This is a genomic window from Paenibacillus phyllosphaerae, assembly GCF_014192105.1.
GTDB classification, from domain to species: domain Bacteria; phylum Bacillota; class Bacilli; order Paenibacillales; family Paenibacillaceae; genus Paenibacillus_Z; species Paenibacillus_Z phyllosphaerae.
Genome location: NZ_JACHXK010000008.1, coordinates 15,277 through 39,557, shown reverse-complemented (window position 1 = coordinate 39,557; position 24,281 = coordinate 15,277). Strand labels below are relative to the sequence as shown.

22 protein-coding genes are annotated in these 24,281 nt (G+C 55.9%); all 22 read right to left on the bottom strand.

Going from position 1 to position 24,281, the window contains the following annotated elements:
- Positions 1 to 47: 47 nt before the first annotated feature.
- Entirely contained in the window at positions 48 to 932 is an 885-nt protein-coding gene (locus FHS18_RS17950; protein ID WP_183601477.1) for an SDR family oxidoreductase, read from the bottom strand.
- 28 nt (positions 933 to 960) lie between these two features.
- Complete coding sequence (locus FHS18_RS17945) at positions 961 to 1,671, bottom strand: response regulator (protein WP_183601476.1); 711 nt, start codon at positions 1,669 to 1,671, stop codon at positions 961 to 963.
- The gene (locus FHS18_RS17940; RefSeq protein ID WP_183601475.1) at positions 1,668 to 3,197 is read right to left on the bottom strand and encodes an ATP-binding protein; all 1,530 of its coding nucleotides are present in this window, start codon (positions 3,195 to 3,197) and stop codon (positions 1,668 to 1,670) included. Before FHS18_RS17940 ends, FHS18_RS17945 begins: the two co-directional genes overlap by 4 nt.
- Positions 3,198 to 3,333: 136 nt before the next feature.
- Positions 3,334 to 5,643, bottom strand: a complete 2,310-nt coding sequence (locus FHS18_RS17935; protein ID WP_183601474.1) for a histidine kinase — start codon at positions 5,641 to 5,643, stop codon at positions 3,334 to 3,336.
- An 85-nt stretch (positions 5,644 to 5,728) separates the two neighbouring features.
- Positions 5,729 to 6,298: a potassium-transporting ATPase subunit KdpC gene (kdpC, locus tag FHS18_RS17930; RefSeq protein ID WP_183601473.1), complete on the bottom strand. Its 570-nt coding sequence runs from the start codon at positions 6,296 to 6,298 to the stop codon at positions 5,729 to 5,731.
- A 23-nt stretch (positions 6,299 to 6,321) separates the two neighbouring features.
- Positions 6,322 to 8,352, bottom strand: a complete 2,031-nt coding sequence (kdpB, locus tag FHS18_RS17925) for a potassium-transporting ATPase subunit KdpB (protein ID WP_183601472.1) — start codon at positions 8,350 to 8,352, stop codon at positions 6,322 to 6,324.
- A 51-nt stretch (positions 8,353 to 8,403) separates the two neighbouring features.
- On the bottom strand, positions 8,404 to 10,074 hold the full coding sequence (kdpA, locus tag FHS18_RS17920) for a potassium-transporting ATPase subunit KdpA (protein ID WP_183601471.1): 1,671 nt from the start codon (positions 10,072 to 10,074) through the stop codon (positions 8,404 to 8,406).
- A 25-nt stretch (positions 10,075 to 10,099) separates the two neighbouring features.
- Positions 10,100 to 10,177: a K(+)-transporting ATPase subunit F gene (gene kdpF, locus FHS18_RS35410; protein ID WP_425497311.1), complete on the bottom strand. Its 78-nt coding sequence runs from the start codon at positions 10,175 to 10,177 to the stop codon at positions 10,100 to 10,102.
- 123 nt (positions 10,178 to 10,300) lie between these two features.
- Positions 10,301 to 10,702: a hypothetical protein gene (locus FHS18_RS17910; RefSeq protein WP_246427743.1), complete on the bottom strand. Its 402-nt coding sequence runs from the start codon at positions 10,700 to 10,702 to the stop codon at positions 10,301 to 10,303.
- A 396-nt stretch (positions 10,703 to 11,098) separates the two neighbouring features.
- Positions 11,099 to 11,803: a DUF554 domain-containing protein gene (locus tag FHS18_RS17905; protein ID WP_183601470.1), complete on the bottom strand. Its 705-nt coding sequence runs from the start codon at positions 11,801 to 11,803 to the stop codon at positions 11,099 to 11,101.
- Positions 11,804 to 11,931: 128 nt separating this feature from the next.
- On the bottom strand, positions 11,932 to 13,425 hold the full coding sequence (locus FHS18_RS17900; protein WP_246427742.1) for an aminoacyl-histidine dipeptidase: 1,494 nt from the start codon (positions 13,423 to 13,425) through the stop codon (positions 11,932 to 11,934).
- Positions 13,426 to 13,582: 157 nt separating this feature from the next.
- Entirely contained in the window at positions 13,583 to 13,813 is a 231-nt protein-coding gene (locus FHS18_RS17895) for a hypothetical protein (protein WP_183601469.1), read from the bottom strand.
- A gap of 200 nt (positions 13,814 to 14,013) precedes the next feature.
- Positions 14,014 to 15,645 carry an MFS transporter gene (locus FHS18_RS17890; protein WP_183601468.1) on the bottom strand — a complete coding sequence of 544 codons (1,632 nt, stop codon included), beginning with the start codon at positions 15,643 to 15,645 and terminating at the stop codon, positions 14,014 to 14,016.
- Positions 15,646 to 15,662: 17 nt separating this feature from the next.
- Entirely contained in the window at positions 15,663 to 16,925 is a 1,263-nt protein-coding gene (locus tag FHS18_RS17885; protein WP_183601467.1) for an RCC1 domain-containing protein, read from the bottom strand.
- A gap of 4 nt (positions 16,926 to 16,929) precedes the next feature.
- The gene (locus FHS18_RS17880) at positions 16,930 to 17,790 is read right to left on the bottom strand and encodes a dioxygenase family protein (protein ID WP_183601466.1); all 861 of its coding nucleotides are present in this window, start codon (positions 17,788 to 17,790) and stop codon (positions 16,930 to 16,932) included.
- A gap of 223 nt (positions 17,791 to 18,013) precedes the next feature.
- A complete protein-coding gene (locus tag FHS18_RS17875; RefSeq protein ID WP_183601465.1) occupies positions 18,014 to 19,492 on the bottom strand; it encodes an Lsa family ABC-F type ribosomal protection protein in 1,479 nt (492 codons plus the stop codon).
- Positions 19,493 to 19,884: 392 nt separating this feature from the next.
- Positions 19,885 to 20,802: a TIR domain-containing protein gene (locus tag FHS18_RS17870; RefSeq protein WP_183601464.1), complete on the bottom strand. Its 918-nt coding sequence runs from the start codon at positions 20,800 to 20,802 to the stop codon at positions 19,885 to 19,887.
- 174 nt (positions 20,803 to 20,976) lie between these two features.
- The gene (locus tag FHS18_RS17865; protein WP_183601463.1) at positions 20,977 to 21,177 is read right to left on the bottom strand and encodes a hypothetical protein; all 201 of its coding nucleotides are present in this window, start codon (positions 21,175 to 21,177) and stop codon (positions 20,977 to 20,979) included.
- A gap of 92 nt (positions 21,178 to 21,269) precedes the next feature.
- The gene (locus FHS18_RS17860; RefSeq protein WP_183601462.1) at positions 21,270 to 22,745 is read right to left on the bottom strand and encodes a protein adenylyltransferase SelO; all 1,476 of its coding nucleotides are present in this window, start codon (positions 22,743 to 22,745) and stop codon (positions 21,270 to 21,272) included.
- A 116-nt stretch (positions 22,746 to 22,861) separates the two neighbouring features.
- Positions 22,862 to 23,185 (bottom strand): hypothetical protein, encoded by a 324-nt coding sequence (locus FHS18_RS17855; protein ID WP_183601461.1) that lies wholly within the window; start codon positions 23,183 to 23,185, stop codon positions 22,862 to 22,864.
- 12 nt (positions 23,186 to 23,197) lie between these two features.
- Positions 23,198 to 23,350, bottom strand: coding sequence for a hypothetical protein (locus FHS18_RS17850; RefSeq protein ID WP_183601460.1), 153 nt, complete (start codon positions 23,348 to 23,350; stop codon positions 23,198 to 23,200).
- Between the two features lie 262 nt (positions 23,351 to 23,612).
- Positions 23,613 to 24,071, bottom strand: coding sequence for a hypothetical protein (locus FHS18_RS17845; RefSeq protein ID WP_183601459.1), 459 nt, complete (start codon positions 24,069 to 24,071; stop codon positions 23,613 to 23,615).
- Between the last annotated feature and the right edge of the window lie 210 nt (positions 24,072 to 24,281).

Sequence of the window (24,281 nt, the reverse complement as noted above, 5' to 3'; positions counted from 1 at the left end):
GCGGGGGCTAATGGCTTAGGCGAATGGCTAAAGAGGTTTACGTTTCGTCACGAGGGATCCTGTTCCACCCACTCAAACCCGGTTACTTCCTCGCTCCATGCCCAGAATCGCTGCGCTGCCTCGGCCTCTTGCGCCAGCTTCGAGGTTGGCGCCGGTTTACTCCGGTAATAGTAGGCGCCGCTTTTCCCCTCTACGGCCGGAGAAGCGGCCAAATAGACAGCCGTGGCCGATCCTTGTTCCGGCGTCAGGAAGAAGGGCCGCAGCAGACGATGAACCAGCTTGCCGAAGCCGGTTCTGCGGTCCACGCCGATGTCGGTCGACACCGCGCCGGGATGAAGCGCGTTCACGGTCACGTTCGAGCCGGCAAGCCGTCTTGCCAGTTCCTTCACGAACCAAATATTCGCAAGCTTCGATCTGCCGTAAGCACCCCAGATCGTGAACCGCTTCTCCATGCCGGGATCCTCATAATTCATCCGGCCGATCTTGTGCGCGCCTGACGAGACAACCACGATCCTTCCGGATCTGCTTCGCTTAAGCAGCGGCAGCAGCAACCCGGTCAGCACAAAATGTCCGAGATGGTTCACCCCAAGCTGCCGCTCGAAACCATCCTCGGTCACTTCCCTTCTCGTCGTTACCACGCCGGCATTATTAACGAGCACATCGATATGCGAACAAGCCGCAGTCAGTTGAGCGGCCGCTTGACGAATGCTGCTGATCGAAGCCAAATCGCACAGGATCAGCTCGGCGTCATTCCGTCCGGATTGACGGTTCACTTCGTGAACGGCGTCCATGCCTTTGCTTGAATGACGTGCAATCAGATACACTTTCATCCCGTGCTTGGCCGCAAGCAGCGCGGCCGTTGCGCGCCCCATTCCGCCGCTCGCCCCGGTTACGACCGCTATCTTGCGGCTTTCGTCAAGAGTAGTGCTCATACATGATCGGCCTCCTATTCCATATTAGCTAAATTTCCGGATCGGGCGTGACGAACCGGTATCCAATGCCGGGCTCCGTCACGATCAACTTCGGCATCGTCGGATCCTCCTCCAGCTTCTTTCTTAGATGGCTGATATAGACCCGCAAATAATGGCTTTCGGTTTCGCTATGATGCCCGCCCCATACCTGCTGCAGCAGTTGGCGCTGCGTGATGACCTTATCGGCGTTCGCCGCCAGCAGCTTGAGCAGGTCATATTCCGTCGGCGTCAGCTTGACGCGCTCCCCGCTGCGCATGACGCTGCGCTGGGCCAAATCGATGATAAGTTCGTTGAATTTCAGAATCGGCTCTTGGACCGACTTCGCCACATGCCGCAGCGCAACCCGGATTCGGGCCACGAGCTCTCCCATCCCGAACGGCTTGGTGACATAGTCGTCCGCCCCGCCGTCGAGCGCTTTGATTTTGTCCGCCTCGCGGTCCTTGGCGGTCAGTACGATAATCGGCACGCTAGACCATTCCCGCACCCGGACGAGCACGTCCATACCGGACATATCGGGCAGTCCCAAGTCCAAGACGACCAGGTCGGGATGCGCGATAGAGCATTGCACGATACCCTCCTCTCCGGTTGCCGCCTCCTCGATCTCATATTGGTGCGCCTGCAGCGTCACCTTGAGCAGTTTGCGTATTTGGGGCTCATCGTCGATAACGAGAATGCGAGCCCCCTTCTGTTCTGACGTCATGGCAGCTCCATTCCCCCTTCTGCATGAACAGCCCTACTCCTATGATCATCATGGAGCGGAAGGCTGATCGTAATGACGGTGCCTTTATCGTTGTTCGATCCGGCCGCGATCGTTCCGCCGTGGAGCTCGATGATCCCTCGGCAGATCGCAAGTCCTAACCCTGTTCCGGGCACATGCTTGGACGATTCCGCGCGGTAAAACTTATCGAAAATGCGTTCCCTGTCTGCCGGGCCGATACCGATGCCTTGGTCATGGATCGAGATGAGAATCGCTTCCTCCTCTTCATCCACCAGCATCGTGATTTCGCTGCGGTCCGGCGAATACTTGATCGCGTTGCTGACCACGTTCACCAGCACCTGCTCGAGCAGCACTTCATCGCCAAGGATGAGCGGGACATGCTCAGGGAGCCGCACCCGGATTACGCGTTGCTGGCGAAAATCCTCGACTTGCTTCAGCACGACGCCGATCATGTCCTCGACATCGCACCATTTTTTGCGCAGCGTAAGCATCCCGCTCTCCAGCTGAACCATGCCGAGCAAATTCGATACGAGCCGGTTCATGCGCAGAGCTCCGTCCCTGATCGTCGACAGCAATTCCGTTCGATCCTCCCGGCCGAATAAGTCGTCGTTCTCGATGAGCGCCGTCGCGGAACCGATTACCGTCGCAAGCGGGGTCCGCAGTTCATGGGAGACGGAATCCAGAATAGCCGTCCTCAGCCGCTCCGATTCGGCGGTCAGATGCACAAGCTTCGCTTCTTCGCCAAGCTTGAGGCGGCCGATCGCGCTCGCCGCGATTTCACCCAGCGCATTCAGCAGACGGAGCGTCTCCGGGTTAGGCGCCGCAGCTCCGAGATGGACGCCGAGCACCCCGTAAGTCTTCTCTTCGATCCGCAGCGGAATATACAAGCCAGAGGCTTCCCGCAACGTGTTCGCGCCTTTGCCCGCCCGCTCGCCTTGGCTGTAAACCCATCTGGCGATCACCGTCTCCGATTCGTTCATTCCCCATATGGGCGGTATCGACGAGGAAGCCGCAAGCGCCAGCTCGCCTTGGCCGCTCGGGAGATATATGACAGCCTCGGATTGCACCGACGATGACACTTGAAAACAAGTATGCCGAAGCAGCGGCTCCAGATCCGCGAAAGCGTTCATTTCCTTGCTCAGCGCATACAACGATGCCGTATGAGCTTCCCGTTGCTTGGAATATTCCAGCTGCAGCTTAAGCTTGGAAGCCAGGCTACCCGTGAGCGCCGCCACGAACAGGAAGATGGCGAAGGATACAAGGTACCGCAGGTCGGTGACCGAGAAGCTGAGATGCGGCGGAACAAAGAAGAAGTCGAAGATGAGAACGCCCAAGCCCGCAGCAAAAAGGGACGGGCCCTTCCCCCCGTACACGGCGCTTAACAAGACCGGCAACAAATAAACAAGTGCGATATTCACCAGGTCGATCGAGGGCCCGAACAGCTTGAGCGCGATCGTCAGTAAGATAATCGATAACGTCACCCACAGATAAGCGCGCTGTTGCTTCATGATTTCACATCCTATTTTTTCCGTGCATAGCATTCAGTATGAACAACCTTCAGGCATATGGCAAGGCACAAAGGACGGTCGATCTCCTTGCCGATGCCGATCCAATTTGCGCATTATCCGTGCGTCACCCTCGCTCTCAGGCATTCCGTTCCGAGACGACCAGCACATCCATATGCCGCCCGATGGTCAGAATCGTTTTCACCGTGCTGCCATAACGCAGCCGCTGCCATAGCTTCCGGTGCGATCGGCCGATAATGAGCTGCGTGCTCTTGTACCGGTTCGCCTCCTCGAGCAGCTTGTGCGCCACCTGTCTCGGATGGTCGACATGCCGCAGTTCGAATCTTCCTCCGAAGCGCAGGGTGAGCTCCTTCAACATCTCCACCCGCTTCTGCTGCTCTTCGCTCAGCTCGGCTTGGACGACTGCATAATGGACGACCCATTCGGCTTTCAGCCGGTGCGCGATGCGGAAGCCTCGCCGGATAAGGCTCTCGGCCCTCGGGCTCAAGGTAACGCAGACGAAGATGAACTCCTGGCGCCGCCATGGGCCCCGAAGCGATCCGCGATGTTCCCGCGCCTCCAGACGTTCATCGACGTCGTCGGCGATCTCGCGAAGCGCCAGCTCCCGCAGCGCAATCAGATTGCCTGTCTTGAAGAAATGGTTCAGCGCCTGATCCACTTTATTCCGCGCATAAATCTTCCCCTCGCGCAGCCGCTGCCGCAAGGCGTTCGGGGCGACATCGATCAGCTGCACCTCATCGGCCAGACGGAGAATATGATCCGGCACCGTTTCCCTAACCCGAACGCCGGTCAGCTGCTCGACGGCATCATTCAGGCTCTCGACATGCTGCACGTTCATCGTAGAGATAACGGAAATGCCGGCTTCGAGAATTTCGAGGATATCTTCGTATCGCTTCTTATTCTTGCTTCCGGGCACATTGGTGTGCGCCAATTCGTCAATGAGCGCTACCTCGGGATTCAGGCGAATGATCGCTTCGGTATCCATCTCCTCCAGCCTGGCGCCTTGATAATGGACGACCTTGCGCGGAAGGGTGGACACTTCGCCGATTTGATCTTGCGTCTCCTTGCGGCCATGCGTTTCGAGCAGGCCGATGACGACCTGAATGCCTTTCTTGAGCAAAATATTCCCTTCGCGCAGCATCGTATAGGTTTTGCCGACGCCAGGCGCGGCGCCGATATAGATCTTGAAGGTGCCCCGTTTGATGCGGTTGATCTGCTCCTCGACTTCGGTTCCGCTTAAACGTTTATATAGATTCGTATCCGTCTTACTGGCGATCGAAGCAGGCAAGATGCGTTCGCCCTTCTGCCCGGCCGAGTCCGCCATAAAGAATAAATCCACATGGCGCGTCAGCTTCATGAGGCGATGAACGACCGAGCCTCTCCACCATTCCTGCCAGACCGTCTGCTTCGAATGCCCCAGCACGATCCGAGTGACTTTATTAGCTAGCGCGTAGTCCATCAGTTGCTTCGGAATAGCTCTACGATGCGCAAAAGGAAGCTCGGCGAAGCCGGCGTCCAATTTCTCGGCGAGCTTAACGATGGAGCGTTTGAAGGCGGCTTGGTCCTTGTTCATCGGTTTCTTCGGATGCACGAACGTGACGATCAGCATGTCGCCGCCCAGTCTCTTGGCGATCTGCTGGCCGCGCCGGATATAGATCGATCCGTTCCAATGGTATTGCGTGGAGACCAAGATACGCTCCGACGCTCCCGATGGTCCCAGAAGGCCAAGCGCTTCCCGATGCTTCTCGAGCGATTCGTTCACGCCTTCGGCTACGAGCCGCAGGGCGAGCTCGCGCAGCTTGTCTAGTTTATCCCGCTTGAACAGCGACGCGTTCCGCGTTTCCAACACACCTTCGGACAGGCGGGACAAAATCGATTCCGGCGTCACGTCGATGAGCCTTATCTCATCGGCCAGCTCAAGCGTCCCCGCCGGCACGGTCTCTTCCGCCTCGATGCCCGTCAGCCGCTGAGCAAGCTCGCTATACCCTTCCAGTTCATACACGTTCATGGTCGTGATGACGCTGATGCCATGCTTCAGCAGATGGAGAATGTCCTCCAGGCGCGTTTTGAACCTCGCCTCCGGGCGGTTTCGGTGTGCCAGACCGTCTACGAGCACGACCTCCGGATTACGCGCCAACAGCGTCTCGATGTTCAGATCTTTCTTCTCGACTCCATCCGCGTGCCAATGGAGGCTTGGAACGCGCTCCAGGCAACCGATCTGATCCACGGTTTCTTTGCGCTGCATGGTCGAGACCGCGCAGATGACGACATCGATTCCCTGTTTTCGCAATGCGTTGCCTTCATGCAGCATATGATAGGTTTTGCCGGATCCGCTGAATGGGCCTACGTATACTTTGAGCCGGCCGCGCTTAAGCTCCGAGATCGACCTTAGGATCTCCTCTGGACTTCTCCTTCTGAACCCTTCCACTAGAACCTCCTGCAAGACGTAATGGGATTATTCCTGAAGAAACCAATGGCCCCGCTCAAGCGGCAGCGCTTAAGCGGGGCGAATCTTATTGCATCAGCTTCGTTAGATCAAGATTAAGTTCCAGCACATTAACGACCGGCTCCCCGAGGAAGCCTAGCTCCCGGCCGGATGTATGTTCTGCCACGATCGCCATCAGCTGCTCAGCCGGAATGCCCGTCAGCTTGCTGATTCTCGGAATTTGCGCTTCCGCCGCCCCAGGGCTGATATGAGGATCCAGACCGGATCCCGAGTTCGTAATCAGATCAAGCGGCAGCCTGCTTAGCGGCACATCCGGATTGTCCTTCTGCCATGCCTCGATAGACGCCTGCGTCCGAGCCAGCATATCCGGATTAGATGGCGCATAGTTGCCGCTGCCCGAACCTGCCGCATGATAACCGATCGAAGAGACGCGGCTTTGAAAATAGCGCAGATCGGTAAAGGTCTGGCCGATCAAGGCCGATCCTATTACATTCTGCTTCTCGTCGAGCAGCAGCGACCCATCCGCTTGCTTGGGCATCACGGCTTGGGCGATTCCGGTTACGACCAGATTATAGAGGAGTCCGCATACCAGCATAAATACTAGACTTAAACGAATACTGCTCCCGATTAGGTTCATGGGCGATTCCTTCCCTTCCTTCGTTATATCCATAGATGAACGGCCAGATCAATGACCTTGATGCCGAGGAACGGCGCGACCACTCCGCCAAGTCCGTAGATGATCAAATTGCGCTGCAGCAGCGCTGCGGATGACATCGGCTTGTAAGCTACGCCTTTCATCGCAAGCGGAATGAGCAGCGGAATAATGACGGCGTTGAAGATCAGCGCGGACAGGATCGCCGATTCGGGCGAACCGAGACGCATAATATTCAGCGCCTCCATCTGCGGAATCGCCAGCATGAACATGGCTGGTATGATGGCAAAATATTTGGCGATATCGTTGGCGATACTGAATGTCGTCAGCGCGCCGCGCGTCATGAGCAGCTGCTTGCCAATAGATACGACCTCGATGATCTTCGACGGATCGGAATCCAGATCCACCATGTTCGCCGCCTCTTTGGCCGCGACCGTGCCACTGTTCATCGCGATGCCGACATCGGCCTGGGCCAGCGCCGGCGCGTCATTCGTACCGTCGCCCGTCATCGCCACCAATTTACCCTCCGCCTGCTCGCGGCGGATGACGGCGATTTTATCCTCCGGCGTGCTCTCGGCAATAAAATCGTCCACGCCCGCTTCAATCGCGATCGTCGCGGCCGTCAGCGGATTATCGCCCGTACACATGATGGTCTTGATGCCCATCTGGCGCATCTGTTCAAAGCGTTCCTTCATGCCCGGCTTCACGGTATCCTTCAAATAAATCAGGCCGTAAATTTCCTGATCGACGGCGATGGCCAGCGGCGTACCGCCTGCTTTGGCAATCCGTTCGCTGTTCGGGTCCAGCTCCTTCGGCACTCGGCCTCCTTGCGAGACGACCCATTTTTTGACCGCATCGACGGCGCCTTTGCGCACTTTGCGGCCATCCCGAAGATCCATGCCGCTCATCCGCGTCTCGGCCTTGAACTCGTGGAACTCGGCATCTTCGCCAATGGCCGGATCGTAGGCCAATCCTTGCTTCCTCATCAGCTCCAGCACCGAACGTCCTTCCGGCGTCTCATCCTTGAGCGAACTTATCGCTGCCCAGAGCGCGGTTTCTTGCTCCTCATGGCCGCCAACCGGGGTGAATTCGCTCGCCATCCGGTTGCCGAACGTGATCGTGCCGGTCTTATCGAGAATGATCGTAGTGATATCGCCGGCGGCCTCGACGGCCTTGCCGGACATCGCCAATACATTGAATTGGGTTACGCGGTCCATGCCGGCGATTCCGATCGCCGACAGGAGGCCGCCGATCGTCGTCGGGATCAAGCAGACGAGCAGCGCGATCAGCATCGGAATTTCGAGTTGGATCTCGAGATAATCGGCGAAGAAAGGCAAGGTGACGACAACGATCAGGAAGATCAGCGTCAAGCTAGTCAGCACCGTGCTAAGCGCGATCTCGTTAGGCGTCTTCTGGCGCTTGGCGCCTTCGACGAGGGCGATCATGCGGTCCAGAAACGATTCGCCGGGATCGCTCGTAATCCGGACCGTGATCCGGTCGCTGACGACGCGCGTACCGCCGGTGACCGAGCTGAAGTCGCCGCCCGCTTCCTTGATGACGGGCGCGGATTCGCCGGTGATCGCCGATTCGTCGACAGAGGCGAGTCCTTCGATCACCTCGCCGTCGCCCGGGATCGTTTCCCCCTGTGCCACGATGACGATATCACCTTTGCGAAGTTCCGAGGACAACACTTGCTTCACTTGATTGAGACTGTTCAGTTTGTTCGCTTTCATGTCCTGCTTCGTTTTCTTCAGCGTATCGGCCTGCGCCCGGCCTCTCCCTTCCGCAAGCGCTTCGGCGAAATTCGCGAACAGCACCGTGAAGAGCAGGATGAACGCAACGGTCAGATTGTAGCCGCTTGATACGCTGCCGCCGAACAGGTCCGGCACGAAGATCAACGCCAGGGTTATGATAAAACCGATCTCCACGACGAACATGATCGGATTGCGGACCATCACGCGCGGGTCCAGTTTCAAGAAAGATTCCTTGATCGCGCCGCGGATGATGGCAGTGCTCATCATCGTTTTTTTCTCTTTCATCGCTAAGCTCCTCCGCTCGCTATCTATCATTACATGTGGGTTCAAAACCTCTTAAGGCTTCAGTGTCAAATATTCCGCGACCGGTCCGAGCACGAGCGCCGGGAAGAAGGTAAGCGCGCCGACAATCAGTACCGTCCCAAGGAAAACCCCCGCGAACAACCCGTTGTCCGTGCGGAATGTACCCGATGTCTCAGATACCGGCTTCTTCGCCGCCAATGAGCCCGCTACCGCGAGCAGCGTCACGACCGAGAAGTAGCGACCCAGATACATCACGATTCCGGTCGCAATATTCCAGAACGGCGTGTTGTCGCCAAGTCCTTCGAAGCCGGAACCGTTATTCGCCGCAGACGAGGTGAACTCGTACAAAGCCTGCGTTAACCCGTGGAACCCGGGATTGGAGATCGTCTCCGGATAAGCGAACAGCGCGATCGCGGTCGGCGCCAGGATCAGCATCGGTTGGATCAGCAGCGTGACGGCGATCAGCTTCATCTCGCGTCCTTCGATTTTCTTGCCGAGGAATTCCGGCGTTCGTCCGACCATCAGCCCGGATAGGAATACGCCGATCATCACGTACATCAGCACGTTCATCATGCCGGCTCCGACGCTGCCGAACACCGTGTTGAGCATCATGTTCGAGATCGTCACGAGCCCGCCGAGCGGGGTAAGCGTATCGTGCATCGTATTGACGGCACCAGTCTCGAAAGCGGTCGTCACGACGGAAAAGAACGAAGATTGCACCATGCCGAATCGGACTTCCTTGCCTTCCATGCTGCCCTGTTCATGTTGAATGCCCATGGCGTTCAACACCGGATTGCCGGCATTCTCCGCGGACAACGAGACGCCAAGCAGGACAATGAAAAGCATAGTCATGGACAAGAATAGGACCCTGCCCTGCTTGGGATTCCCGACCATCTTGCCATAAGTGAACGGAATCGCCGTCCCGAGCAGCATCATCAGCACGATCTGAAGCAGATTACTGACCGCTCCGGGATTCTCGAAAGGATGGGCCGAATTGACGCCGAAGAATCCGCCGCCGTTGTTGCCGAATTGTTTGATCGAGAGCAATGAACCGACCGGCCCCCTCGCAATCTCCTGCACCTCGCCGCTAAGCGTATGGGCGATGACGGTGGGCTCCAGCGTCTGCGGCACCCCCAAGGCGACGAACACGATGGCCATGACAAAGGATACCGGGAGAAAGATTCGCGTAATCGAACGCGTCAGGTCAATGAAGAAGTTGCCGATCGGCTTGCCGGCCAGCCCACGGATCAAGGCAATGGCAGCCGACAACCCCACAGCGGGACCCGTGAACATCAAGAAGACGATGGCGATCATCTGCGACAGGTAGGAAAGCCCGCTCTCTCCGCTGTAATGCTGCAGATTCGTATTCGTCATGAAGCTGATGGCCGTGTTGAATGCCAGCGTTGGCTCCATATTCGCGATATGGGACGGGTTGAGCGGCAGATACGCTTGCGTTCGGAAGACCAGATAGACAAGCAGAATCATGACAAGGCTGCTAACGATAACCGCTAACGCATATTGCTTCCAGGTTTGGTCGTCGCGGCGAATCCCGCCGAGTCGCAAGACAGGTGTCTCGATCCAGCCGAACCAGCGGTCTAGCCTGGTCGTTTCATATTGGAATGCCTTTGCTATATAGAGACCGGTCGGCCGCGCCAGCAGCAAGACAAGCAGCAGCGTTACCCCAATCGATAGTGTTGCGAACATATAAGTGACCCCTTCCTGCCCGTCCTCAAAATTTTTCGGGATTCAACAGCACGTACGTCAAGTAAATAAACACGGCGGCGACAACGAGACCAAGTGCCCACATCATGAGCGGTTGCCCCCTTCATCGGCAACCTTGCCCGCCCACTTCGTCAGCCCCGCCATGAGCAGCGTGAGCAAGATAAACGATACGATCATGACGATATCCAACATGCTTTCATCCAACCTCCTACTTTGAGCTTTCTTCGATCAGGAACGTCACATCGGCATTCCTGCTGTGAATGATATAAGCCGCGCCTAACTCCTTGTACATGTTCCGGATCATGCCGCAGCCGGTAACCACGTAGACCGGTTCATGCGTCCAAGACTTGACCGCTTGAAGATAACGGCATGTCAGCGGCAGCGATTCTTCGAAAATGAATACTTTGCCGATCGGGATCTCCGGCGGCCCCCAGGATGACCGGTCCCCGGTATCGACCAGCACAATATTCGTTTCCCCCATTGCCTCAAGCTCGAGTTTCTCTTGCTTGCTGTTCGTCAGAACCGCGCAAGGCAGCCCCCTCGCATGCAGTACGCTTAGAAAATCCTTCCCCTTCTTGTTCGTTACCGTGACTAAAGTAAATGAGTCCATTCTTTGCATCAGCTCCTCTTGACATAAGCAATGATAATATGGTTCGGCCTAAATATAGGGTTAAGATGTCAGCGCGGGGCGTAAAAAAAGTATAAAAATCGCGTTAAAAACGCGCAGCGCAAAGAGGCTATCCCTTCCGTCAACTGGTTACGACGGTGGAATAGCCTCTAATTAGCCAAGCCAATGCGGACATTATGGTCGGATCGCTCGCAGGTATAGCGTTGGAACCATCACTACCAACGCTAGCACGGACACGCATAGACATAGCCGTTCGCGCGGTGAAGCTTGCGTCGCTTCGCATGGCTATACCAGCTCAAGACCGGCGCGACATAAAACGAGGGAGACCCGCAAGTAGCAGGTCTCCCTCTCTATTCCTATCTATATCCGGCTCTCCGCTTACAACCATTTCTCCGTAATCGCCACCAAAGCAACGACCACGATGATCCCCGGCAGCAGATTCGCCACCTTGATCTTGGTCACCCCCAGCAGATTGAGGCCGATGCCCAGAATCATCATGCCCCCGGCCGAAGTAAGGTCCGCGATAATGACGTTCATCAGCTCATCGGATACAAGGCGTGTGATCTGCGTGGCGAACAGCGCGATCAAGCCTTGATACAACAGGACCGGAACCGCCGAGAAGAGCACGCCGATCCCGAGCGTCGTCGTCAGGACGATTGCGATAAATCCGTCCATGATCGACTTGGCGTATAGAATGTCGTGATTATGCTTCATCCCGCTGTCGAGCGAACCGAGGATGGCCATTGCGCCGACGGCGAATACCAGGCTAGCCGTAATGAAGCCTTGCGAGATGGCCCCCGGCGTTCCTGAACCGATCCGCCGCTCGAGCCATAGTCCCGCTGCAGTGAACCGGTCTTCCAACCGGATCCATTCTCCGATGACCGCACCGATCACGAGACTTAACAACACAATAACGAAGCTGTCGCTTTTCAGTCCCATCTGGACGCCGAGCACGATCAGCGTTAATCCGATTCCGTTCATGACCGTATTCTTCATGCCTTCCGGAATTCGCTTCAATAGTCGCCCCGCCAATGATCCGGCCACGATCGCCAGTCCATTCACGAGCGCTCCCCATAACACCATGCCATTCACCTATCATTTCTGTCGAAAGTTATCATGCTAGATTATTATAGTAGGAATCGCGGCACAAGTGTATGTCAAAAGCAAAAGGGCTGCGACGCAAATCGCAACCCTTCCTTCCCGAGCAAACGCTACCCCTTCAACTCCCGCAGCACATCCTGCAAATAAGACCAGGTACGCTCCACGGACGAAATCGACAGATGCTCCTGCGGCGTATGGATATCGTACAGATTCGGCCCGTACGATACCGCGTCGAGGCCCGGCATTTTCTCGATCAGCACGCCGCATTCCAGGCCTGCATGAATCGCCTTGATTTCAAGCGGTTTGCCGAATCGCTCCGCATACGCCGACTCGAAGACCGGACGCAGCTTGGAGTCCGACCGGTAAGGCCATCCCGGGAAGTAGCTGTCTTGCCGGAAGTCCACGCCCGCCGTCTCGGCCAGCGTCTCCATCGTTCTTACGACGTCGTCGACCTGTGAGCGATGGGAGCTGCGCGCCATGCTTTTCAGCACGATCTCGGTGTGACTAGTCGTCACGACGCCAAGGTTGGACGACGTGCGGACCAAATTCGCAATCGACTTATCCATGCTGAGCACGCCGCTCGGGATAAGCGACAGGAGCCGGATGACCGCGAGCTTCGTCTCTTCCGCGAACACCTGGCCGGGTTCCGGCGTCTCGGTACCGCTGTAGGCAGCGAAAGCTTGCTCCAACGAGACGGTAACGCCTTTGTCGCTCGCTTGGAACTCATCTTGCAGAATGCGGTTCAATTCGGCAATGCGCTCGGCTGCCGACGCTCTTCCTGGCGCGTCCAGATAGATGGCCGCTTCCGCTTCGCGCGGGATCGCGTTGACCTTCATTCCCCCGCTCACGCCTGCGAGCTCATAACGGATATGGCGGCGCAGATCGTCCAATACTCGGCCGAGCAGCTTATTCGCATTGCCGCGCTCATGAATAATGTCATCGCCGGAATGGCCGCCCATCAATCCCGTTACGCTGATCGTGAAGGGCTCGCCGCCTGCAAGTTCCGACTCCTTCCAAACGGCAGGCACGGTGTGATATACATTTATTCCGCCCGCGCTGCTTACGAACAGCGTCCCTTCCCGATCGGAGTCGAAGTTGATCATCATCCGTCCCTTCAGCGGTGAAGCGTCAAGGTTGAAGGCGCCGCCCATGCTTGTCTCTTCCTCGGTCGTCATCAGAATCTCCAGCTCCGGGTGCGCCATATCCGGCGTATCGATGATCGCCATGGCCGTCGCCACCGCGATACCGTTATCTCCGCCGAGCGTCGTTCCTTGCGCGTAGATCATATCGTCTTCGATGCGGAACCGAATCGGATCGGTCGTGAAGTCATGCTCGGTCCCTTTATTCTTCTCGCACACCATGTCCAGATGGCCTTGGAAAATAACAGCGGGCGCCGATTCATAACCCGGAGAGGCCGGTTTGCGGATGATCAAGTTGTGCCGTGCGTCTTGCACAACCGAACAACCGCGCTGCCGGGCAAACTCCGCCACGAAATCGCTGACCGCTTTCTCATTGCCCGATCCTCTCGGAATGCTCGACAACGCCTCAAAATGGTGCAGCACTTTGCAGTCGCCTTTATATACGCTATCCATCATTTCGCTCATATGCGGTTCCTCCTCGTAAAACATTTCCTATGTATTGATGCTCAAAGTATCTCTCTTTGCGCCGCTTCGCGCAACTGATTGCTATCACAATATCGCGTTAAAGCAGCGCAATCTACTGCATCCGCTCGTACGTTCGCGACTCGATGGTTCATCCGTTTCACTCCATCTCGGGGAGGACCAAGTAGTAAGCGCTAACAAGGAAAACCGCGACAAACAAGAGATTGACGATCAGCGACTCCACCTTCGGATTGAACGTATCCATCGTCTTGCCGACCGCCGGCACGGCTCGACCAACGGCGGCTCCCAGCAGCATGAGAATGAAGTAAATCACATACACCGCCAGTCCATAGATCAGCGATTGCCCGATTTGAAGCCAAGGTATACTCATCGATATCCTCCATCTTGATTCGCGTTGATGCTTCAGGTTGTTATTATTGCCCGATGCAGGATGGATTAAAGATATCTGCGGGAGAAGAAAAACGGCCGTGAAGGTCAATGTCCTCCACGGCCGCTGCCGCATGCGTCTATTAGCTATCCTACCCTATCACCTTGAATGGGATGTTACGATACATAAAGGCATGCGCCCGCCTAGTCCTCGTCCAGCAGCTCCGCCAGTTCTTCCCGATCGGCTTGGTCGGATGTGCGATGGACAGTTCCGTACGGATGCTCGGCCGGCGCGTAGATGCTGTAGATTTTGAGCGGCTTATCCCCCGTGTTCGTCACATTGTGGAACATGCCAGCCGGGACCATGATCGCATAATCGGCCGATGCCTGAGCTTCGAACGTAAGCTCATCATCGCGCGGCCCCATTTGGACGAATCCTTCGCCATCCTCGATCCGCAGGAATTGGTCGATGTGCTTATGGACCTCCAGACCGACCTCGCCGCCGACCGGGATCGACATCACCGTCACCTGCAGCTGAGCGCCTGTCCAGATCGCCGTACGGAACGTTTCATTGTCCACGGTCAGCTTCTTAATATCTTCGACGTACGGTTTGCGCCCGAAGTCCGTCTTGCTGTCATACTCCCGCTGCTGCATGAAGAACAGATAGATCGCCAAGCCGACTGCCGCGAGACCGGTAATCGCAAAAACGATTTTCGCCCCGAAGCCGTCCCAAGCAAAGCCGATTACAAGCGTGCCGATCAACGTCGCAACCGCTTGGAAGCCCATCATGACGCCAAGGCCGGTTGCCCGGTCCTCCTGGGCGATATGTAGCGACATCCAGGCGCTGGTCAATCCTTCGTACAAGCTTTGGAACACCGCGTAGATGACGAAGGCGGCGAAGACCAGCAAGAGCGGCAGCTCGTTCTGGCTGAGCAGCATATAGGTCGCGCCCAGCGCCAACGCGCCGATGGCGAACGTCTTGCCGAACCCGATCCGGTCGCTTAGCGAGCCGAGATAGTAGATGAGCACCGTACCGGCCAAGTTGTACGCCACATAGGCGCTAATAATGAGCAGATCGCTTAATCCGAGCTCCCTCGCACGCAGGAGCAGGAAGATGTCCGTGCTCTTCAGCAACGTCACGAGCGTGATGAGATACAGTACCCGCTTGTAGTTGGGAGTCGCTCTCTGGTAATACGTCGCCATTCGATTGTACAACCCTGCGATGCCGCCTTTTTCCGCTGTCGGCAGATCGATCTTCTCCCTCGACTCCTTGAGGAAAAAGCCGGCGATTATCGCCCCAATGCCGGGAATCACCGTCAATCCGATCAGCAAAGGGATGTTCTCGCTGTAGAAATACATGATCAGCAGCGTAATGAGCGGGCCTAGCGTAGCTCCCAGCGTATCCGCCGCCCGGTGGAAACCGAAGACGCGCCCGCGCGTGACCGGCGTGGACAGGTCGGCTAGCATCGCATCGCGCGGCGCGTTGCGGACCCCTTTGCCGAACCGGTCGAGCAGCCGGAAGCCGAATATCGCCCAATAGGTGGTGAAGAAGCCCATGAGAGGCTTCGCCAACGCGGAGATGGCATAACCCGCATTCACAAGTCCTTTGCGGCGGTTAAGCCGGTCCGAATAGATGCCGCTGATCAGCTTGATCACGCCGGCCGCGAGCTGGGACATCCCTTCGATCAGCCCGATCAGAATGACGCCATAGCCGATATCGCTCAAGTACAGCGGCATGATCGGATACAGCATCTCGGTCGCAATATCGGTGAAGAAGCTGACGATAGATAGAACAATTACGTTGCGGGACAAAAAACTGTAGGTTTTACGTTTCATCGTCGTATCCATGTTCATTAATAGGCCAGCACGAAGGCCCCTCCTGCGATAATGTGGCCGACCTCGGCGGTGGACGTCCGAGTCGGCGTTGAGTTGTAGTCCGCGGCTTCTATACCCGGCGCTTGCTCGGAAGTATTGATCCCCCATGCCCATACCTTGCCTTCCCGGTCTAGCGCGATCGAGAAATCGTGCCCGGCAGCGATGCTGGCAATCACTGGCAATCCTTTGACGACCTCAGGGTCGAAGACGCCTTCGAGATTGCCGAGATTTTTGCCTAGCTGCCCGGTATTGTCCGCGCCCCATGCCCACACCTGCCCCTTGCTGTCCAGCGCCAGGGAGTGCCGGGTGCTCGCCGCCAGTTGCACGATTCCGTTTAATCCGGGTACCGTCTCGGCCGGCACGATATCCGCCGTCGGATAACCTAACTGGCCGTAGGCGTTACAGCCTTTCGACTTCACCGTTCCGTCGGGCTGCAGCGCGAGCACATGGCCGAAACCGGCGACAATCTGCGTGCTGCCCGCCAGCTCCAGAATCTCGATCGGCGTTAGGCTGCTTACGGCCACGAAACCTTGGAATTCGCATAACTCCTGCGTGTCGCTGCTGCTCGGGTCGGCGTTAGCATCGACATAATAGCTGATTCCCGTAGCGGATTGGCCGATGAGCTGCATCAGTTCTGCGAATGTTCGTTTCGTATCCTTGGCGCACTTGGCGCCCCACCCGTACACTTTCTCGTTGTCCAAGGTCGCAAGAGAGAATCGGTGCCCGGCGGAGATGCTGGTCACCGCGCCTGGCATCTCGATCAACGTCGGCTGCCGTAGATCCTCGCGGTCGCCCGTGCCGAGCTGGCCGGCGACATTGTTGCCCCACGCCCAGATTCGGCCGTCGGCATCCAATGCCAGACTATGGCGGAAGCCGGCGCTGATCTGCGTGATGCGCGGCAGCCCGTCTATCTTTTGCGGACCGCTTATAATGCCTTTGGCGCTGCCGATGCCCACTTGACCGTAGGTATTGTCGCCCCATGCATACACCGTGCCATCCTCCGTCAGGACGAGCGCATGATCGAATCCGGCCGCGACTTGCGTGACTTTCTCGGGAAGCTCGATTGCGTTGCTCGTACCGCTGGTCGAGTAATTCGCCAGTTGCCCGAGCGTATTCTTCCCGCTGCTGAAAATAACGGATTGACCGCTTGCCGCTTGGGGCAGCAGGCTGTAGATTACGCCTGCCGCCACAAGTACAGCGAGCAATACAAATACAAATTTCGGTGCTGTCGATCTTCTCATCGGATTAGCTTGCTTTCGCCAGCCGGTAGATGAACGTCGTGGTCGGCGTGCCGTTCTCATCCTGGAACTTCACTTGGTTGTAAATCGGCAGCGCTTGCGCGATCGTATCTTCGTCGGCCGTCATTTTGTCATCCGTCTTGCTCGGAATGATCAGCTGCGTAATGACGCCGGTGTAGCCGTCGGCCGTCGTATTCGAATGGATGTGGCGCGTCCGTCCTTCATACTCGCCTGGATAGATGGTCGTGTATTCGTAGCACCCTTTGTCATCCGTGATCACATAGCCGCGGAGCGAAATTTCGTCCGTACCGTAGCTGCTCGCCGCGCCGTTGGAATTCGGATGGTAGTTCCCCGTCGTGTCCGCTTGCCAAATCTCGATCTTCGCCCCGGCAATCGGCGTCGTGCCCGTCTCGCCGGCATACACATAACCTTTCACCTTGATCGGATCGCCGTCCAGGTTGTCGTAATTCAGCTTGCCGCTAGTCAGCGCGCTCGTCCCCGTCACGTAGTACGGACCTTGCGTAACCTGCTGGGTCAGTCCCTCGCCCTTCTCGTTCACGGCCGTCTTATCTGCCGTTCCTGTCATCGACTCGCCATCGCCGCTCGGAGGTGAGCCAGGCTCGCCGTTCGGCTGTCCGCCGCCCGGACCTTGACCATCCGGCGCATCCGGAGGCGCTTCCCCCGAAGGCGGTTCCCCCGGTTGTTCTGTTGTTGTATCGCCTGTATTCGCCGTTGCATTGTCCGTCGTCTCCGTGCCGGTACCCGTCGAATTCTCGGTGGCGTTCTCTTCCGCCTCGTTCTTCGTGCAACCGTTCAGGATCAACATTCCTGCCAGCAACGATATGCCTATCATTTTGTAAAGCTTCATTCTTCCCGCTCCTTACCCCTTTGTGTAATGTCATGCAGCTTGGACTTCGCTCATCAGTCTTTCCTCATCCTGGAATGATTCATACACCCGTAAGCTGGTCCACGAGTTGAAACTTTAAGGCGCTCAGGTGAAAAAGACAACTGAATCTTTTCTGAATGTGACATCGGGCGGTTGCCAAACGAACAAAAAACCGAGCACGGAATCTATCCGTACTCGGCCTTATTCAGAGCTCAATTACCTTCGTCACAATGTTCCGGCAGAATTCGCTGTCATGCTCCACGAACAGGATGGTCGGCGCGTGCTCGAGCAGCAGCGCTTCGATCTGCATCCGCGAGATGACGTCGATGAAGTTGAGCGGCTCATCCCAGATGTGCAGATGCGCGCGTTCGCAGAGGCTCTTGGCGATCAGCACCTTCTTCTTCTGTCCGCCGCTGAAGGCCGACATATCCTTCTCGAATTGAATGCGGGCAAAATCAAGTTTGCGCAGAATCGATTTGAACAGACTCTCATCGATCCCGCTCTTCGCCGCATAAGCCGTCAGGCTGCCCTGAAGATGCGAGGTATCCTGCGACACATACGATATCCTCAGCTGGCTGCCCTTCCGGAAGGTGCCTGTGTGCGTGATATCTTCGCCGCAGATCAGCTTCAGCAGACTCGACTTGCCGGATCCGTTCCGGCCGGAGAGCGCAATCCGGTCTCCCTGCTCGATCGTGAAGCTGACATCGCTGCAGACGGTCCGGTCGCCATAGACGATCGACACATGCGCAAGTTCTGCCAGCTGGTGCTTATGATAAGGAAGCTGGGCAATCTTCAAGCTATCCGCGCTCTCGATGTTGCTCAACAGGGTCGACTTCTCGTCGATGGCGTCCTGTTGCCGTTGCTCGATCGATTTGGAACGCTTCATCATTTTCGCGGCTTTGTGCCCGATATAGCCCTTGTCGACTTTCGACCCGGAATTGCGCGTGCCGTTCTTCGTTTTCTCCACCTCGTGCGACCAGTTGCTCGTTCGCTTCGCGGCGTCCGACAGTCGCTTGATATCTTTCTTCAGCTTCTCGTTCTCCGCGAGCTCATGCTGATCCTGCCGTTCCTTATTCAACCACCAGTCGGAGAAATTCCCCTTGTGAATCTCGATGTTCGTCTTGTTGATCGACAGGATATGATCGACGCAATTGTCCATGAACGCCCGGTCGTGGGAGACGAGAATGAAGCCGCGCTTAGCTCTAAGATAGTCGCTGACGAGCGCTCTGGCATGCAGATCCAGATGGTTGGTCGGTTCATCGATCAGCAGGAATCGGTTCTCCTTCAGGAAGAGCGTCGCCAGCATAACCTTGGTCTGCTCGCCTTGCGACAACGAGTCGAATGTCCGGTACAGCGCCGTCTCGTCGACCTTGAGCAGCGTCAGTTCCCGGATCAATTCCCAATGGACGTAATCCGGATAGATCTCCTCGATCACCTCATAGGTCATCCGCCCTTTGTCCGCAATCGGAAATGGGAAATAATCGAAGCTGACCGAAGCGGAGATCCGACCGCCGTATTCGTATTTGCCGAGCAGCAGATTGAGGAAGGTCGTCTTCCCTCGCCCGTTGCGCCCCGTGAATCCGAGCTTCCAGTCCGTATCCAGCTGGAAGCTGACCTGCTCGAATATATTGTCATAGCTGCCGTCGTAGGCAAACGTCAAATTGCTAACCTGTATGAGTGACATTCGAATTTCCTCCCGGATATAAAAAATGAGCTGCAAGAAAGTTACCTTCCCGCAGCTCAAATTCATATACAGCAAATCCAGGCTCTGCAAAGAGAGCCCTGAATTTACAGATATCCGTTTGAGTCGAATAGGAGCGTAACTTTCTTGAAATACAAGTCTTAATAAGTCTCACGCTTATTAAGCGACTTGTATTTCACAGTGAAACGCGTCTGCGCCATCAAAGACAGCGACAACCGTTTCACCGTGCCACAACGAATAAAACATGCGGAATAATCCGCACTAGCCTGTTTTATTGTTACGTGCAGCAAGAAATCCTACATACTCCCGTTCAACCCCAATCCTTAAATTACAGCCATCTTATCACAGCCGCTCGCGCAAAATCAAACGTAAAATTAAGCTCGGCTGGCTGCAGCCGCTAGCTTTTGCTGCAGCTTGGCGGCCAGCTCCGGCGTATCATCCCACAGCATCGGCCTGATTTTGTAGGAAGGGATGACGAGCTCGGCTGCCTTATTCTGCTGAACGGTCCAGATGACCGGAATTCGAATGCCCAGCGCGTAGCCTGCGGCATACATGACATCCGGGGCTTGTCCGGTCAAATCCGCGATGACCAGCTGGCTGCCCTCGATGAACGATACGGCATCCTCTTGCTCCTCCGGATCCGACTCCTCGTTATTCCAAGGCAACAGGAACGGCGTGTAGCCCAGTTTATCGATGACGGGGACGAGGTCTTGTTCCCATGCTTCGCGCAGCTGTTCGTCATGCGGTAACAGCAGCGTGCAGCGCTTCCTCGACGTATCGCGTCCGGAAGACGCCGCCTCCTGCCATCCTTGCCCCGTCAGCAGGAACGACGAGCCTGTGCGCTCGATCATGCCCTGCTCCTTCAACTGCTCGATGATATAGACGAATTCTTGCAAATTAGGCCAATAAGTCAAATTAAATTGCACCGACAACCGATGGATCAGTACAGGCGTGCCAGGTGCATCCGTTTGACTGTATAAGTAACGCAGCAGCCGATTCGCCTTTTCCTCGATCGTAACGGGAATTTGCTGCGAATTCAGGATTTTCTCCACGGTTTCATCGGATAACGAGACCTCTTCATTCGCTTCCGAACGTTCGCGAATGTAACCGGAGAGCTGCGGGAACAGCTCCGTTTTCTCCCGGTATCCCGCTTCCTGATTGTTATCATAGTAATCTTGGCGAATACGATAATAGCCTTCCGGCGCGCAGTAGCAGTTCCTGAAGCGAAGCTCATCGCCATGCCGGGTAATCGGCACGAACTGCTCACAGAATAAACAACGTTTGTTCTCCATCTTATTCTCTCCCCTCTCGTTATGAGGTTCGGGATGAAGGACGGGTCTTAGGGGGTGTTGCGCCGCTTTGTATCATTAGAACTTTATCATGATTAGTCAGAAGCGGACTTTCCAGCCCAAAAAGAAATGGAGCTGCCGATCAGTATCGGCAGCTCCGTTAAAGCGTGGATGGTCTTACGGATTCTCGTCTTCCCCATCCTTCTCCGGCTCGGAATCGCTCTCGCCGGTGAAGGCCATCTGAATATTGGTCATTACGCCTTCGACGATCGGATCGATCATGTCCGTGGCCGAGATATCTTCCCGGTACGGGAAGATCGGCAGTCCTGCCGTATCGACGGCGGTCTGGTCATCGATGTTGCTGTTGCGCTTGCTCATGAGGGATTCGGCTCCTTCATCTGATAGTGGATACTCGAAGGTAGTGTAACCATTCGTCCCCAGAACATGACGAAACGAGAATGGGATTCCCCTTAAGTTCCGCAGTAGGTGCGATAACGGCAGCTGGAAGGTTCCGGCGCCGCCGCGTAGGCCTCTTGCCCGGGCGAATAAGCATAAGGTTCCTTCAACGCCTGCAACAATCGTTCCATGACGCCAAAATCGCCTTCGTCCACCGCCGCGGCTAGCGCTTCCTCCACGCGATGATTCCGCGGGATCACGGCCGGATTGCTGCTTCGCATCAGCGCTTGCGCTTCCGCTCTCGTGGCCGGCTGACGCTCCAGCCTTGCCGTCCATAGCTCTTGCCACTGCGCGAACTCTTCCGCGCCGAACAGATCAGAAGCTTCTTGCGTCCCCAACGTTAAAGCGCGGAACGTATTCGTGTAATCCGCCCGATGCTTCTGCATGAGCGCGAGCAGCTCTTCGATCAACTGCTCATCCTGTTCCTCTTCGCTGATGAGCCCAAGCTTCGCGCGCATCCCGCTAAGCCAATGCTCATGATACAGGTCGATGAACCTCGGAAGCTCTTGCTCCGCCAGCTTGACGGCTTGCTCCGAGTCTTCGTCGATCAGCGGCAGCAGCGCCTCGGCAAATCGGGTCAGATTCCACGCCGCGATACGCGGCTGGTTGCCATAAGCGTACCGGCCTTGCGAATCGATCGAGCTGAATACCGTTGCCGGATCGAATGTATCCAAGAAAGCGCATGGTCCATAATCGATGGTCTCGCCGCTGATCGCCATATTGTCGGTATTCATGACGCCGTGGACGAAACCGGCAAGCTGCCAGTGGGCGATCAAGCTGGCTTGGCGCTTAATGACCTCTTGAAGCAGGGCAAGGTATCGGTTGTCTGCCGCTAACGCTTCCGGATAATGGCGTTCCAGCGTATAGTCCGCCAACGCCTGCAGCTCGGGGTATCTTTGGCTTGCGGAGACGAATTGGAACGTACCGACGCGAATATGGCTCGCAGCTACCCGAGTCAGCACCGCTCCGGGCAGTTCGGACTCGCGATAGACCGGCTCTCCGGTCGATACGACGGCGAGACTTCTCGTTGTCGGTATGCCCAACGCATGCATCGCTTCGCTGATGATATATTCGCGCAACATCGGTCCTAACGCGGCACGCCCATCGCCGCCCCTTGAGAACGGCGTGCGGCCAGCGCCTTTTAGCTGAATATCATATCTCTTGCCTTCTGGCGTAATCTGCTCGCCGAGCAGGATCGCTCTTCCGTCTCCGAGCATCGTGAAGTGACCGAACTGATGGCCGGCATAAGCTTGAGCGAGCGGCTCCGCCCCTTCCGGAACGACATTGCCGGCAAATACCGCCGCTCCGTCTTCACCATCCAATACCGATGGCTGCAGGCCGAGGGAAACGGCAAGCGGCGCGTTGAAGGCCACCAGCTGCGGCGCATGGACAGCGGTTGGGCTCAGGCTGCTGTATAACATTTGAGGTAACTTGGCGTAGCTGTTGTCGAACTGCCAGCCGGGTTCTATTAAAGATGGATGATCGGTCATAATGAACGGAATCTCCTTATGATTTTGTTAGGCTTGTTCTAACTATATGAACAATTTACCTATCCTGCAACTTTCGTAATCATCGGCCTCGCGTTTGTTCTACCATCGTCTATCCATTACGCGCTTGCATGGCGTCGAGATCCGATGACCAGCTCCGCTTCATCATTCGCATACCACATCTGGAACAGATTGAGCAGGCCTGCCGAGCCGACCATCAGCAAATATAGCTGCCAAGTGCTCATACGGATATCGATTAGCTGAAGGCGTTCGATAAATTTGCTCATGCCAAAAGCGAAAATGCCATCTATGGCAAGATTGACCAAGGTATATAGCAGCAATCGACCATAAGTAAAATGCAAGATCCAGATCGTGCCTACCAGGAACGTACCATACACAAGCGGAATGTCGATGAAGGTCGACCAAGGGAACAACGGTTTCATAATCAACCACCATTAATAATGATACGCCACTTGGCTGATGACGGTATTGAACACCGTAATGGCAAACGCTGCAGGCAGGTATCGGCGAATGACGTGTCCATCGAGAAAGAACAGCGATAGCCAAGGGATAACCAGTCCCGACCATAGAAATATCGTTCCGAGCATGCAAGTTGCTCCTCCCTAAGTTCTTGGCCCTCTTAGTCTTTGCGCTGCAGAAAGGACTATTCCCCTTTCTCACAAAAAATGGTCGCAGATGATGGCGTAACCGCTCCGTGATTCCATAACATGACAAAAAGCCGCACGCATGCGGCTCGTAAACAAAACTGTAATCGCTCATCCAGCCATCTATCGACAAGGGGCTAGCCATCGGTTTGCATTCCCATACGTGACATTGGAATCCAGCAAGGAGCGATCGATTTACAGCCTGCTACACACAGGAACGCTCAATCGCATACTCGATCGCTTCCGCCAAACGCTCGTCGCTAAGCTCTTCGCCAAGAAACCTGGCCTCCTTCGTCATATGATCGTAACCGCCGCTGCGGTGCTTCATGGTTGGATACAAAATGTAGCCAACATGATTCTCCCATGTCAGAACGATCAGCTTCTTATCCTTCGTCGCTGTACCGTAATTCTTCAAGCCCAGAAACAGACCAAGCGCGGACGGTGTCGTTCTGGGCAGCGCAGGTGTCTTGGAATAGCAGAGATCGATAGCCCGTTTCACCGTATGTAGCAGCTGTTGCTCCTCGAATGGGGCCGATAGATTCTCGACATGCTCGATCTCGACGATGCCGAGTCCGCTTAATTCGCCATTGGGAACCATATATAGATCATTGCTTTGACTGTCGCAGTAAATATTGATTTGCTTATAGACACGGCTTAATTCCAACCTGATCACCTCATCAGACAAAAATTGGGCACAATGAATGGGTATCCTATATGTGGAACAGTTCAAGTCATGCTCAGTCAAGAAGTCCATTTATGAAAACGTTAACAATCAATGAATGACGTTAATTGGGACAAGTATGGACAACATTTGACGTTATTCTATAACCGCTACCTCTCCTAACATTGATAGATTAGGCGGGAATGCCTCACT